Annotated in this window: 14 protein-coding genes; 10 read left to right on the top strand and 4 right to left on the bottom strand. The window is 42.4% G+C overall.

All coding sequences use genetic code 11. The features are described 5' to 3' along the window. Nucleotides 1-5 precede the first annotated feature (5 nt). Both CTY48_RS12425 and hisC read left to right on the top strand, forming a co-directional pair. Nucleotides 6-905: a DUF2156 domain-containing protein gene (locus CTY48_RS12425; protein ID WP_099468801.1), complete on the top strand. Its 900-nt coding sequence runs from the start codon at nucleotides 6-8 to the stop codon at nucleotides 903-905. 12 nt (nucleotides 906-917) lie between these two features. Further along, nucleotides 918-1973: a histidinol-phosphate transaminase gene (gene hisC / locus CTY48_RS12420; protein ID WP_099468800.1), complete on the top strand. Its 1056-nt coding sequence runs from the start codon at nucleotides 918-920 to the stop codon at nucleotides 1971-1973. Between the two features lie 115 nt (nucleotides 1974-2088). Here hisC and CTY48_RS12415 read toward each other — a convergent pair whose 3' ends face one another. After that, nucleotides 2089-3054 carry a DUF6709 family protein gene (locus CTY48_RS12415; RefSeq protein ID WP_099468799.1) on the bottom strand — a complete coding sequence of 322 codons (966 nt, stop codon included), beginning with the start codon at nucleotides 3052-3054 and terminating at the stop codon, nucleotides 2089-2091. A gap of 89 nt (nucleotides 3055-3143) precedes the next feature. Between CTY48_RS12415 and CTY48_RS12410 the strand changes: the two genes are divergently transcribed. From CTY48_RS12410 to CTY48_RS12400, 3 genes are read left to right on the top strand one after another with little or no spacing between them, the layout of a single operon-like run. Further along, nucleotides 3144-3896 carry a class I SAM-dependent DNA methyltransferase gene (locus CTY48_RS12410; RefSeq protein WP_099468798.1) on the top strand — a complete coding sequence of 251 codons (753 nt, stop codon included), beginning with the start codon at nucleotides 3144-3146 and terminating at the stop codon, nucleotides 3894-3896. Between the two features lie 2 nt (nucleotides 3897-3898). Continuing rightward, nucleotides 3899-4780 carry an Hsp33 family molecular chaperone HslO gene (gene hslO / locus CTY48_RS12405; protein ID WP_099468797.1) on the top strand — a complete coding sequence of 294 codons (882 nt, stop codon included), beginning with the start codon at nucleotides 3899-3901 and terminating at the stop codon, nucleotides 4778-4780. A gap of 11 nt (nucleotides 4781-4791) precedes the next feature. Continuing rightward, nucleotides 4792-6705 (top strand): NAD(+) synthase, encoded by a 1914-nt coding sequence (locus CTY48_RS12400; RefSeq protein ID WP_099468796.1) that lies wholly within the window; start codon nucleotides 4792-4794, stop codon nucleotides 6703-6705. Between the two features lie 49 nt (nucleotides 6706-6754). On the opposite strand, the gene CTY48_RS12395 is transcribed toward CTY48_RS12400, so the two are convergent. Continuing rightward, complete coding sequence (locus tag CTY48_RS12395; RefSeq protein WP_099468795.1) at nucleotides 6755-7198, bottom strand: FMN-binding protein; 444 nt, start codon at nucleotides 7196-7198, stop codon at nucleotides 6755-6757. 162 nt (nucleotides 7199-7360) lie between these two features. On the opposite strand from CTY48_RS12395, the gene glnA reads away from it, so the two are divergent. The 4 genes from glnA (at nucleotide 7361) to CTY48_RS12375 (ending at nucleotide 10530) form a co-directional block, all read left to right on the top strand. Then, a complete protein-coding gene (gene glnA / locus CTY48_RS12390; protein ID WP_099468794.1) occupies nucleotides 7361-8692 on the top strand; it encodes a type I glutamate--ammonia ligase in 1332 nt (443 codons plus the stop codon). 40 nt (nucleotides 8693-8732) lie between these two features. Then, nucleotides 8733-9281, top strand: coding sequence for an ANTAR domain-containing response regulator (locus CTY48_RS12385; protein WP_099468793.1), 549 nt, complete (start codon nucleotides 8733-8735; stop codon nucleotides 9279-9281). 150 nt (nucleotides 9282-9431) lie between these two features. Beyond that, nucleotides 9432-10268 (top strand): diaminopimelate epimerase, encoded by an 837-nt coding sequence (gene dapF / locus CTY48_RS12380; RefSeq protein ID WP_099468792.1) that lies wholly within the window; start codon nucleotides 9432-9434, stop codon nucleotides 10266-10268. Between the two features lie 31 nt (nucleotides 10269-10299). Beyond that, a complete protein-coding gene (locus CTY48_RS12375; RefSeq protein ID WP_099468791.1) occupies nucleotides 10300-10530 on the top strand; it encodes an RDAC family protein in 231 nt (76 codons plus the stop codon). Nucleotides 10531-10656: 126 nt separating this feature from the next. Here the strand turns inward: CTY48_RS12375 and arcC are convergent, their stop codons facing one another. Then, a complete protein-coding gene (arcC, locus tag CTY48_RS12370; protein WP_099468790.1) occupies nucleotides 10657-11589 on the bottom strand; it encodes a carbamate kinase in 933 nt (310 codons plus the stop codon). A gap of 253 nt (nucleotides 11590-11842) precedes the next feature. Between arcC and CTY48_RS12365 the strand changes: the two genes are divergently transcribed. Further along, the gene (locus tag CTY48_RS12365) at nucleotides 11843-12199 is read left to right on the top strand and encodes a SpoVA/SpoVAEb family sporulation membrane protein (protein ID WP_099468789.1); all 357 of its coding nucleotides are present in this window, start codon (nucleotides 11843-11845) and stop codon (nucleotides 12197-12199) included. An 88-nt stretch (nucleotides 12200-12287) separates the two neighbouring features. On the opposite strand, the gene CTY48_RS12360 is transcribed toward CTY48_RS12365, so the two are convergent. Further along, nucleotides 12288-13217 carry a S1 RNA-binding domain-containing protein gene (locus CTY48_RS12360; protein WP_099468788.1) on the bottom strand — a complete coding sequence of 310 codons (930 nt, stop codon included), beginning with the start codon at nucleotides 13215-13217 and terminating at the stop codon, nucleotides 12288-12290. Nucleotides 13218-13344 lie beyond the last annotated feature (127 nt).

Raw genomic sequence — 13344 nt, 5'->3', positions numbered from 1 at the left:
AGGTAATTATGGATATTAATTTTAAAAAGATAGTCTTTGAGGACAAGGAGCTAATCAGCTCATATATTAAAAAACAAAGCTCAAGGAGTTGTTCTCTAAGCTTTGCCAACATATATTTGTGGGAACCGCATTACAAGGTAACCTTCGCTGTTGTGGAGGATATGCTTGTATTTAAGTCAAAGGGTGAAAATCCAAGCTTTTCCTTTCCGATCGGCGGAGCAGATGTGAAAAAAGCGATGGATGCCACAATGGATTACTGTAAGGAAAACGGGCTGGAATATAAGATGTACGGTGTTACTGAGCAGCAATTCCAGGTGATAGAAGAGCTGTACCCAGATGAATTTCAGATAGAGTACGATCGCGACGAGGCGAACTATGTGTATGAAACAGAGAAGCTTATTAATCTTTCAGGAAAAAAGTATCACGGAAAGAAAAATCATATCAATAAATTTAAGAAGATGAATGATAACTGGCAGTACGAGGACATCACCGATGAGAACCTAGAGGAAGCAATCGAGATGGCGTATGGCTGGAGGACTGAAAACGACTGTGACACAAACGAGTTAAAGTCAATTGAGTTTTGTGTGGCGCTCAATGCCTTGAAGAAGCTAAAGGAGCTTAACCTGACAGGCGGTTTAATCCGTGCGCAGGGAAAGGTTGTGGCAATTACCGTCGGAGAGGCTCTGACAGACGATACTTATGTGATTCATATTGAAAAAGCATATGCAGATGTAGACGGAGCTTATCCGATGATAAACAGAGAATTTCTTGAACATCACGGCGCAGAGTATACTTATGTAAACCGTGAGGAAGACACAGGAGCCGAAGGACTTAGAAAGGCGAAGTTGTCCTATAGGCCGGTATTTATGGTAGAGATAGGACGTGTCACAAGAAAGAAAAAGTAGGAGGAGAAAACGATGGCTTGGCAGGATAATGTTAGAAAAGTAGTACCGTATGTACCAGGGGAACAGCCGGAAAGCAAGGAGATAATTAAGCTCAACACAAATGAGAATCCGTATCCTCCTTCCGATGTTGTGAAAAAGACACTTCAGGAATTTGGGACCGATGACTTGAGACTGTATCCAAGTCCGAGTGCCGCAAAGCTTGTAAAAGCACTGGCAGATTACCACGGAGTAAAAGAAGAAAATGTTTTCGTTGGTGTCGGCTCGGATGATGTAATCGGAATGGCATTTTTAACGTTTTTCAATTCCGACAAGCCAATTTTGTTTCCCGATGTGAGCTATTCCTTTTATAGCGTGTGGGCGGATTTGTTTCAGATTCCTTATGAACGTCCGATGCTGGATGAGGCGTTTCGCCTTGTAAAAGAGGATTATTACAAGGAAAACGGCGGAATTATCATACCAAATCCTAATGCGCCTACAGCTATTTATGAGGAGCTGTCAGTGATGGAGGATATCATTTCTCATAACCGAGATGTTGTTGTTATGATTGATGAGGCTTACATTGATTTTGGTGGTAAATCGGCGTTGGAACTTGTTGAAAAATACGATAACCTGCTTGTCATACAGACCTACTCTAAGTCACGTTCAATGGCAGGTATCCGTATCGGCTATGCAATCGGAAGCAAGGAGTTGATTGCGTGCTTAAATGCGGTGAAAAATTCCTACAACTCCTACACAATAAACAGTACAGCAATTGCAGCAGGTGTTGCTTCGTTACAGGATAAGGAATATTTTGAGGCGATGATAGACAAGGTGGTTGCGACGAGGGAGCGTATGAAGGGGGAAATGGCAAGGCTTGGCTTTGACTTTACCGACTCGAAGGCTAACTTCCTGTTTGCAAGCCATGGTAAGATGGCGGCGAAGGATATATTTGAGGCGCTTCGCGAGAAAGAAATTTATGTTCGGTATTTCAACATCGCGCGGATTGACAATTATCTTAGAATTTCCATTGGAACGGATGAAGAGATGGATAAACTGCTAGAGGCGTTGGAACAGATCGTGAGCGCATAATAGATTTTACATGACAGGAATTTCTGTCATACAGCAAAGAAGCTGTCTTGGCCAGTCAAAAAACTGGTCTTAGACAGCTTTAGCTTATTTTTGATAAATAAAGCGGCTTACAGCCTTATCTTGCTTTTGCAAGTTTTGCATTTGCCTTGGAGTAACCGACCAGAATAGAAGGATTTTTCTGAGATAAATATTCTAAGACAGCATCTGCCTCAAATTTTTCCTTATGCTTAAATTTCACTTTTCCACGTTTGGTGTGAAAAACAAGCGTATAGGAAATGCCCCAGAATTTACTTAAGGTGCTGTGCTTGTAAATCCAGACAATTTTCTCAATCGGAACGACCTTTGCTTCATAGGTGTGAAACTCAAAGAAGTAGTTTCTTGTAATCTGCATGGTTGAAATACTGAATTCCCGATAGGCATCAAGCTCCAAATCGGCTTCCGAAAGCATTTGTTTGGCTTTTGCACCTCTGCCAAGAGGTCTGCACACCGGAGAAAGAAACGGCAGGATGAGACAAAGCAGGGATAAAAGCAGAGAACCTAATGCGTATATACCAAAAGCAACGAGCAAAACCAGCAGCAAGTAGGTTTGCAAAACGAAGGCATCCGGCTCACTGACAATAAAGTCGGCGCTGACCGAAGATAAATCGGTCTTTGTCCACTTTAAATCAAGGGCAAATCGCTCAAGCAGGAAATCCTGTTCGGCAGAATTGGGTATAAGCTTTGCTTTTATTGTAACGTCATGCAGCTCGGCAGGAAGTGGTGTCTTTCCTTTTTTATTGAGAAGAAAGAATACACACTTATCATCGATAAAACAATAATAATAAGAGCCTTTTTTCAAAAACTTTTCCTCGCTGTCATAGCCGGTGTAGTATAAATCAGGAACAGTCATTGTAAGAAATTCTTGACCGTTACCGTGTTCATCCAATATACTATTGATAGTATCGAGCTGTTTGGGAAATAAAACCTCCCGAAACGGATATGTATAGAGTAGAAAGCCAATTAAAATAAGAAATAAGAGCGCAGGTACTAATTTTGCGATATAAATGCGCCTTATGGTTTGTGTCATCATCTGTTTTTTCATGCAATTGATTCCTTTCCGTAAGTAAGATTAGTATACAGGATTTTTTGACTGAAAGCAAACAAACGATTAAATACAGAAAAGAGGAAAAAATGGAAGCTTATACAAGTTTTGCGAGAGTATACGATACCTTTATGGACAACATACCTTATAAGGAATGGTCGAACTATATCATAGACATTTTAAAGGAATACGGGATTGATAAGGGGCTTGTATTGGACCTTGGGTGCGGGACAGGGAGTCTGACTGAAATCTTGGCAAAATCAGGCTTTGATATGATAGGCATTGACAACTCAGAAGAAATGCTTGAGATTGCAATGGAGAAAAAAATAAAATCCGGCCTTGATATTTTATATTTGCTTCAGGATATGCGAGAATTTGAGCTTTACGGAACCGTGAGAGCAATTGTGAGCATATGCGACTCTATAAATTATATCATGGAGGAAGAAGAGCTTTTGGACGTATTTAAGCTGGTCAATAACTATTTGGACCCAAAGGGGATTTTTGTATTTGACTTAAACACGAAGTATAAATACGAGCACCTGCTCGGAGAAAGAGTAATTGCAGAGAAGCGTGAGGAGTGCAGCTTTATATGGGATAACTATTATTATGAAGAGGAATGTGTTAACGAGTATGATTTGACCCTCTATATCAAGGAGGAGGGCGACTTATACAGAAAATATGAGGAAAGCCACTATCAGAAAGCATATGAGCTTGAAAAAGTTAAGTCACTTTTGGAGAAAGCCGGAATGGAATTTATAGCGGCATATAATGCCTTTACAAAGGAAGAGCCAAAGGCAGACAGTGAAAGAATTTATGTGATTGCAAGAGAGAAAGGAAAATAGATATGAGTGATTATATAGTAAGAGCAACAGCAGCAAACAACCAGATTAGAGCATTTGCCGTGACAAGCAGGGACTTGGTAGAAAAGGCAAGAGAGGCACACAACACAAGCCCGGTGGCAACAGCGGCACTTGGAAGACTTCTGACAGTTGGAAGTATGATGGGAATTATGATGAAGGGCGAGAAGGATATTCTGACGCTTCAGGTGAAAGCGGGCGGTCCCCTTGGCGGAATGACCGTAACAGCAGATTCCAAAGGAAATGTGAAGGGCTATGTAAATAACCCTGAGGTTATTATTCCGGCTAATGCAAAGGGTAAGCTGGATGTGGCAACGGCTGTCGGAGTAGGATTTCTAAATGTTATCAAGGATATGGGTATGAAGGAGCCGTACATCGGACAGACTGTCCTGCAGACAAGTGAGATAGCAGAGGATTTGACCTACTATTTTGCAACCTCAGAGCAGGTGCCTTCCTCCGTGGGACTTGGGGTGCTTATGGAGCGCGATAATACCGTGAAGCAGGCAGGAGGCTTTATTATTCAGCTTATGCCGTTTGCGGAGGAGGAAGTGATAAGCAAGCTGGAAGAAAAGCTCGCAGAAATTACCTCCGTGACAAAATTGTTGGATGACGGCCTTACACCGGAGATGATTTTAGAAAAAATCTTGGGAGATTTCGGTGATTTGCAGATTATGGAGACGGTTCCGACTGCATTTTACTGCAACTGTTCCAAGGAACGTGTGGAGAAGGCAATCATCGCTATTGGCAGAAATGAGATTCAGGAAATGATAGATGACGGAGAAGAAATTGAAGTAAACTGTCATTTTTGCAATACACATTACAAATACAGCGTTGACGAATTAAAGGAACTGTACAAAAAGAGCAAATAGGAGACTGATATATGAAGCAGGGATTTGTAAAGGTGGCAGCCGCAACGCCCGAGATCAAAGTGGCAGACTGCGAATTTAACAGACTGGAAATTGAAAAAGAGATAGAAAAAGCATTGGAAAAACACGTAAAGCTCATTGTGTTTCCGGAGCTTGTTCTGACCGGATATACATGCAGTGACCTGTTTTTGCAGGAAAAGCTTTTAAAGGAAGCAAAGGAGCAGCTTATTTTGCTGGCTGAGTTTTCAAAAAATAAGGTTATTCTTATCTTTGTGGGGCTGCCGATCGAGGTTTGCGGAAAGCTCTACAACGTATCAGCGGCAATTTGCAATGGGGAAATACTTGGCATGATTCCGAAAACGCATATACCGAATTACTCTGAGTTTTATGAGGCGAGACATTTCACAAGAGGCAATGAGAAGCCGATTGTAATTACGGTAAATGAAAAAGAGGTTTTATTTGGAACGAATCTCCTGTTTGAGTGCAGGGAGATGGAAGGGCTTGTCGTTGCCGGAGAAATCTGTGAGGATGTGTGGGCACCGAATCCTCCAAGCATCCGCCATGCGCTTGCAGGAGCAACCATTATTGTAAATTCTTCGGCAAGTGATGAGACAACTGGAAAGGATATATACCGCAGAAGTCTGATTAACGGGCAGTCCGCAAGAATACTGTGTGCCTACCTCTACGCAAATGCGGGAGAAGGGGAATCCACAACGGATTTGATTTTCGGGGGTCACAACATTATTTCAGAAAACGGAGTTGCATTAAGCGAGTCCACTCGTTTCCAAAATGAGACGATTGTGGCGGACATTGATATTAACCGCTTAAGAAGTGAGAGAAGAAGAATGACAACCTTTGAGAGTAAGGAAGATGAGAGCTACGTAAAAGTGGGATTTTCTTTAAAACAGGAAGAGACCGTTTTAAGCAGAAGGTTTGATAATTCTCCGTTTGTTCCAAAGAGCAAGTCAGACAGGGAAAGACGCTGTGAGGAAATTCTTTCGATGCAAAGCCTTGGACTGAAAAAGCGGTTAAAGCATACCGGATGTAAGAGTGCAGTTGTGGGTATTTCAGGAGGATTGGATTCGACGCTGGCACTTCTTGTCACCGTGAGGGCGTTTGACAGTCTTTCTATTTCAAGAGAGAAAATTACGGCGGTCACAATGCCATGCTTTGGCACGACGGACAGAACATATCAAAATGCCGTTGAATTGATTCGGATATTGGGTGCTTCCTTTATGGAAATCAATATCGAAGAAGCCGTAAATCTTCATTTTCGTGATATCGGGCATGACAGCAGTATCCATGATGTGACCTATGAAAACGGACAGGCGAGAGAGCGTACCCAGATTTTGATGGACGTGGCAAATAAAGTGAACGGAATGGTTGTGGGAACGGGAGATATGTCGGAGCTGGCACTTGGCTGGGCGACCTATAACGGTGACCACATGTCCATGTACGGAGTAAACTCCTCTGTTCCGAAAACCTTAGTCAGACATCTGGTGGAATATTACGCGGATAGCTGCAAGGATGAGAAATTGAAGAGCGTATTGTATGATATTTTGGACACACCGGTAAGTCCGGAGCTTCTGCCACCGGAAAACGGAAAGATTGCCCAAAAGACAGAGGACATTGTGGGTCCTTATGAGCTGCATGATTTTTATCTTTATTATCTTTTGCGTTTTGGATATGAGCCGTCCAAGATTTACAGAGTGGCAAAGCTCGCATTTAAAGGTATTTATGAGGATGAGGTCATATTAAAATGGCTTCGCGTGTTTTACCGCAGGTTTTTTAGCCAGCAGTTCAAGCGTTCCTGCCTGCCTGACGGACCAAAGGTAGGCTCCGTTGCGGTATCACCGCGTGGTGATTTGCGTATGCCAAGTGATGCCTGCGCAAGAATTTGGCTGGAGGATTTGGATAGCCTGTCATAGATTATAGAAAGACCTTTTAAAAAGGTCTTCCTATAAGGAATGGAAGAGCTTACTCAGCCGCCGGAGTCGCTTTTTCCAATGCTGTTTCAATTGCATCTAAAAGTACCATAGAGGTATATTTATTATCCTCCGAATATGTAACGCCCTCAAGAGATTGGTTTGTGATAATTTGCTCAGTCAAATCACTTAAGGCAGGCTGCATGAGCGGGTACATGGTAGTGACAGCTTCGCTCAGATTAACTAAACGGATAGAATTAATATGATCCTCATCAACAACCACCTCGACATCGATGGTATTGTCATTGATTACCAGTGAGGAGGAATATACACCGGCAACGTAGTTCATGGTAGGAGCTGCTTGATTATCTTTTGCATTTTTGGGAAGAAACATAAAAATCAATAGCAACACAAGAAGAATTCCAAGCACGACAAATAGCCCGGTATAAATTAATTCTTTTAGCTGTATCACTACGATTTTTGTTTTGGAACTCATGGAAAGCCCTCCTATTGTTTTACTTTATACAATGTATTAGATCTTAAATAAATTTATGACTAATATTCTGTGTTAAACAGAAGGAGCAGGGAATAAAATAAGCAAAGAAGTATACAAGGAAACCGATAAAAACGAAAAATAATAAGAATAGGAGCGAAAACAATGAGTAAATATACGAAGCAAGATGTTATCCGGTTAGTGGAAGAGGAAGATATTGAATTTGTCAGACTGCAGTTTACCGATATATTCGGAATGATGAAAAATGTTGCAATTACAGCAAGCCAGCTTAAAAAGGCATTGAACAACGAGTGTATGTTTGACGGTTCCTCGATTGAGGGATTTGCACGAATTGAAGAGTCCGATATGTATTTATACCCGGATTTAGATAGCTTTGAGATTTTTCCGTGGAGACCGCAGCAGGGGAAGGTGGCACGTCTTATCTGTGATATTTACACACCGGAGGGAAAGCCTTTCGAGGGAGACCCGCGTTATATTCTGAAAAAAGTCTTAAAGGAAGCCGAAGAGATGGGCTATACGTTCAATGTAGGACCGGAGTGTGAATTTTTCCTTTATCACACAGATGACAACGGACTTCCGACTACTCTGACCCACGAGAAGGCAGGTTATTTTGACTTAGGACCTGTGGACTTGGGAGAAAATGCGAGAAGAGATATGGTACTCACGCTTGAGGAGATGGGCTTTGAGATTGAAGCCTCTCACCATGAGGTTGCACCGGCACAGCATGAGATTGATTTTAAATATGATGAGGCACTTATAACGGCAGACAATATTATGACGTTTAAACTTGCTGTGAAAACCATCGCAAAGCAGCATGGTCTTTATGCTACCTTTATGCCAAAGCCAAAATACGGCGAGAACGGTTCCGGTATGCACACAAACATGTCCCTTTCAAAAAACGGAAAAAATGCGTTTTATGACCCAGACGATAAATTAGGCTTGAGTCAGGATGCTTACTATTTTATGGGCGGCATCATGAAGCATATAAAAGGTATGACAGCGATTACAAACCCGCTTATTAACTCCTATAAGAGGCTTGTACCGGACTATGAGGCGCCCGTTTATATCGCATGGTCTGCGACAAACAGAAGCCCTCTGATCCGTATTCCGGCGTCCAGAGGAGAGAGCACAAGAGTTGAGCTTAGATGCCCGGACCCTTCCACCAATCCATATCTGGCACTTGCTGTATGCCTTGCAGCAGGTCTTGACGGTATTAAGAATAAGATTAAGGCTCCTGCAAGCGTGGATAAAAATATTTTTGCCATGACGGATGAGGAGAGAGCAGCCGAGCACATTGATTCTTTGCCGGGAAATCTTGAGGAAGCAATCAGAGAGCTTGAAAATGATTCATTAATTTTAGAAGTGCTTGGAGAACATATCAGCGAACGCTATATCAGCGCCAAAAAACAGGAGTGGGAGAGCTACCGCACGCAGGTGACTAACTGGGAGATTGAAGAATACCTATATAAATTTTAGCACAATTATGCCAGAAGGAACTATTTGAGGAGGTGTAATTGTGGCAAGTTTAATCGTTGTTTTTCCCAAAGCAGAAGATGGGAAAAGCATAAGAAATCTGTTAGTCAGAAGCGGCTATTCTGTCGCAGGAGTGTGCACCTCGGGAGCGCAGGCATTAAACTATGCGGACAGCCTAAGCCACGGTATTGTCGTGTGCGGCTATAAATTTCCGGATATGGTATATGCTCAGCTTAGAGACTGGCTTCCTGCCGGTTTTGATATGCTGTTAGTGGCGTCCCCGAGCGTTTTAAACAATGTGGGCGGCAAGGATATCGTATGCCTGCCGATGCCGATTAAAGCCTATGATTTGATTAATACCGTTCAAATGATGGACGTAGCACTTGAGAAAAAGCGCAAGAAGCAAAAGCAGAAGCCGCGCGAACGAAATGAGAGAGAGAGAGAGCTTATCGCTCAAGCGAAGGAATTGCTTATGAACCGTAACAATATGACGGAGGAGGAGGCTCACCGTTATATTCAAAAACGCAGCATGGACAACACTTCCAGCATGGTGGAAACAGCTCAGATGCTATTGACCATGATGAAGGAGTAAAAACAGCCAAGTCTGCATCAACTCTCACAGCCTTCACTCATGATATAAAACAAAGCATTTTTTGCAAGCCATGAAGCAAAAAATGCGCTGTTTTTATTACAAATATGGTTTATACTGTAGCTTAACAGAAGCAAAGAGAGGAAGAGTATCATGAAATTTACAAAAATGCATGGAATAGGAAATGATTATGTTTATATAAACTGCTTTGAGGAAAAAATAGATAATCCAAGTGAAGTATCAAAAATGGTGAGTGACAGGCATTTTGGCATCGGTTCGGATGGTTTGATTTTAATCAAGCCTTCAAAGGTGGCGGATTTTCAGATGGAGATGTATAATGCGGACGGTTCACAGGGCGAAATGTGCGGAAATGGGATACGCTGTGTGGCAAAATATGTCTACGATTATAAGCTGACCGATAAGACTAGTATTTCTGTGGAGACGCTTGCAGGGATTAAACAGCTTGAATTGACAGTAGAGAATGATAAGGCTGTCTTGGTAAAAGTAAATATGGGAAGCCCTGAGCTTAACCCTGCAAAAATTCCTGTTGTTGCGGACGGTGAGAGCGTGATAGCAGCCCCGATTGAGGTGGACGGAAAAAACTATAATATGACCTGTGTTTCGATGGGAAATCCGCATGCCGTTATTTATATGGATAACGTAAAGGATTTGGATTTAGAAAAAATAGGACCCGGCTTTGAGAACCACGAAAGATTTCCAAAACGTATCAATACAGAATTTGCAAAGGTCATCGACCGAGAGACAATCGACATGCGTGTGTGGGAGAGAGGTTCAGGCGAAACGCTTGCCTGCGGCACCGGAGCCTGCGCGACAGCAGTTGCATCCATTTTAAACGGCTTGACGGAGGATAAGGTAACCGTTCGATTGCTTGGCGGAGATTTAATGGTAGAGTGGAACCGCAGTGAAAACAAAGTATATATGACAGGACCGGCGACCATTGTGTTTGAGGGAGAGATAGCCCTTTCCTAAGAAAAGATGATTGGTAGAAGGAGGCTTATGTATGAAGATAGTGACAATCGGCCAGATTGTGGAGATAAATAAGCAGTTGGAGGAAAAAGGATTGCCTTATAAGCTTCATTTGAGAGATGCTTGCGGCGGACAGAGCCTTTCCATTGAAGAGTTGGAGGCAGGAAAGCAGCAGGAACTTTATGAGGTGCTTGAGAAATATTTTCTGGAGCAGGGCATGCGTGTAGTTTACACGGAGGATAAGAGTGGATTTACCGTACAGTAGAGGCGGATGTATCCATTATGCAGGTGTGCATAACAATTGCTTATTATATAGAAAATTCGGAAAAGTTTCCCGATGACATAAAAAGTCCCACAGATATCGAAATAGAAATGATATCTGTGGGATTTTTTATGAAATAATAATCGTACCGGTTTTTTCTCCGATGCCTTCTTTTGCTTTATCAAGGTGGGTGATAATCGCCTTACGTCCGGCTTTCTTCCCAACAAAATCAATGGAAGCCTCAATCTTTGGAAGCATGGAGGTTTCAGGGAAATGCCCTTCTTTTACATATTCCTCTGCTTCTTTTGTGGTAATGGTATCAAGCCATGTTTCCTCCGGGGTCTGGTAGTGAAGGGCAACCTTCTCAACTCCTGTGAGGAATAGAATCGTATCGGCATCCAGCATATCTGCAAGTTTTGCAGTTGCGCTGTCCTTCTCAATGACGGCACTAGCGCCTCTAAGTGTAGTACCCTGCTCCAAAACAGGAATTCCGCCGCCGCCGCATGCAATCACAAGCTGGTTGGCATCACTCAGAGCCTTGATGGCATCAATCTCATAAATATCAACCGGCTTTGGTGTTGCGACAATTCTTCGAAAGCCCTTTTTCGTCTCGGTAACATAGTTTCCTTTTTTGATTTCCTCGTCAGCCTCTTCCTTGGACATATAGCGACCGATTTCTTTTGTAGGATGGTTAAATGCATCATCAAAAGGGTCCACGCGAACCTGCGTGATAATCGTGGAGACAGGCTTAAAAATTCCCCTCTCTAACAGTTCACTGCGGATTGCATTTTGAAGGTCATAACCGATGTATCCCTGACTTAAAGCACCGCAGACAGACATAGGTGCAACGCTGTATTCATTGTCAAGACGGCTGAATTCTGTCATGGCGGTGTGAAGCATGCCGACCTGAGGGCCGTTGCTATGTGTGATGACAACCTGATATTTCGCCTCCACCAAATCTGCGATTGCATTAGCAGCGCGCTTTACCGCTTTTTTCTGATCCGGTATTTTAGCTCCGAATGCCTCACGCCCAAGGGCAACTACAACTTTTTTCTTTGCCATAATCTATACCTCATTTCATGTAAGAATATACTAAAATTAGTAACTGTTCAGAGCAAATCTCGAAAACACTGCGCGTATCTTTATCAAATTTGCTTGGCTTTGAACAGTTACCTGAATTATATATTTATAATAGCATAGATTAAAGCACCGTACAACGGCAAAAATAAAGAAAAATAAGACATGAATCACTGCTATGAATAGATTACAAATGAAAGGGAAATATAATACCAATGATAAGAAAAGGAGTGAAAAAATGGATTATATAAATGCGTTTTGGATAGGTGGTTTAATTTGTGCTCTGATACAGATTTTAATGGACAGAACCAAATTGATGCCGGGAAGAATTATGGTATTGCTTGTATGCAGTGGAGCTGTACTTGGAGCATTGGGAATCTACGAGCCGTTTCAGAAATTTGCCGGAGCGGGAGCAAGCGTTCCGCTGCTTGGTTTTGGGAATGTGCTTTGGAAAGGAGTTCGTGAAGCTATTGACAAGGATGGCTTTATGGGGATTTTTATGGGGGGTTTTACCGCGAGTGCGGTAGGAATTTCAGGAGCCTTAATTTTAGGATATCTGGCGTCATTGATTTTTAATCCGAAGATGAAGAGTTAGTCTGTTGTTCGATGAAGAAAAAGAGTGCCTCCCCGGCAGTTTTTAATGCCGGGGAGGCACTAATAGTTAGATGAAATTCTTTCAAAATCTACAGCTTAATCTTACCGAGTAAAGAAGCAAGGCTTGTGGAAGCCTCTTCACCGGAGGTATATTCAAATGCTGCCTCCTCTACATCTGCTAAGGCGTCTGCATTTTCTTCCACAGCTTTCATGCTGAGGCTTATTTTGCCGTCTTTTATGTCGATGATTTTTACCTTTATCTCATCGCCTTCTTTTATAACTTCCTTCGGAGACTTAATGCGTCGTCCGCAAATTTGTGAGATATGAACCAAGCCGGTTAAATCCTCGCCGATATTGACAAAAGCGCCGTAAGGGACAATGGTTTCTACCTTGCCGCTCACGATAAGTCCCGGCTGCAGCTTGGAAATTCTACTGTTTTTGTCAGCGAGAGCTTTTTCTTTTAACAGCTCTTTGGCAGATAGGATAAGTCTGTTATCCTCCTGATTGACCTCGATTACCTGAACTTCCAGCTTTTCGCCTACAAAGCTCTGCAAATCCTCTACATATTGCAGGGAAAGCTGAGATGCCGGGATAAAAGCACGGATTCCGTTTAAGAAGGTGGTAACACCACCGTTTACGGCTTCTGCAATTTTAACTGTGCTGACAGTCTTGTTTGCAAGCATTTCCTTTAAGCCTTCCCAAGAAAGTACATTATACGCATTTTTTCTGGACAGAAAAATACGTCCCTCCGCGTCCTCATAGAGAACCTCGGCGGAAACCTCATCACCAACGTGAATATCAGCTTTAATGGAAAAACGAGGGTCGTTGCTCAACTCCTCCAGTTTGATAATTCCTTCGCTATAGCTTCCAAGATCCACAGTAACCTCTGTCTCGGACACACCGATCACTGATCCGGTCAAAATATCTCCTTCTTTTAGCTTGTGAAAAGAGCGCTCAAGCTCAGCTTCAAAATCCGCCATGGAAGGGGTTATTTCTGTAACGTTTGTTTCTTCTGACATTTTATCACCTCATAATCATTTTATAATTACCAGTATAACACAAATACGCAGGATATGATATAATGTCGTTAGACATTATATCATCCCGGATGGGGATACCAATGAATTACGAAGTAATTTAATATAA

Source organism: Konateibacter massiliensis (assembly GCF_900184995.1).
GTDB classification, from domain to species: domain Bacteria; phylum Bacillota; class Clostridia; order Lachnospirales; family Lachnospiraceae; genus Lachnotalea; species Lachnotalea massiliensis.
Note: the sequence above shows the minus strand (reverse complement) of the source record. Positions and strands in the feature narration are given on the sequence as shown.

Bases quoted from the DNA above. Each gene is read 5' to 3' on its own strand.
- hisC (WP_099468800.1), top strand. From the start codon at position 918: ATGGCTTGGCAGGATAATGTTAGAAAAGTAGTACCGTATGTACCAGGG.
- CTY48_RS12415 (WP_099468799.1), bottom strand. From the start codon at position 3,054: ATGAAAAAACAGATGATGACACAAACCATAAGGCGCATTTATATCGCA.
- CTY48_RS12410 (WP_099468798.1), top strand. From the start codon at position 3,144: ATGGAAGCTTATACAAGTTTTGCGAGAGTATACGATACCTTTATGGAC.
- hslO (WP_099468797.1), top strand. From the start codon at position 3,899: ATGAGTGATTATATAGTAAGAGCAACAGCAGCAAACAACCAGATTAGA.
- CTY48_RS12400 (WP_099468796.1), top strand. From the start codon at position 4,792: ATGAAGCAGGGATTTGTAAAGGTGGCAGCCGCAACGCCCGAGATCAAA.
- CTY48_RS12395 (WP_099468795.1), bottom strand. From the start codon at position 7,198: ATGAGTTCCAAAACAAAAATCGTAGTGATACAGCTAAAAGAATTAATT.
- glnA (WP_099468794.1), top strand. From the start codon at position 7,361: ATGAGTAAATATACGAAGCAAGATGTTATCCGGTTAGTGGAAGAGGAA.
- dapF (WP_099468792.1), top strand. From the start codon at position 9,432: ATGAAATTTACAAAAATGCATGGAATAGGAAATGATTATGTTTATATA.
- CTY48_RS12375 (WP_099468791.1), top strand. From the start codon at position 10,300: ATGAAGATAGTGACAATCGGCCAGATTGTGGAGATAAATAAGCAGTTG.
- arcC (WP_099468790.1), bottom strand. From the start codon at position 11,589: ATGGCAAAGAAAAAAGTTGTAGTTGCCCTTGGGCGTGAGGCATTCGGA.
- CTY48_RS12365 (WP_099468789.1), top strand. From the start codon at position 11,843: ATGGATTATATAAATGCGTTTTGGATAGGTGGTTTAATTTGTGCTCTG.
- CTY48_RS12360 (WP_099468788.1), bottom strand. From the start codon at position 13,217: ATGTCAGAAGAAACAAACGTTACAGAAATAACCCCTTCCATGGCGGAT.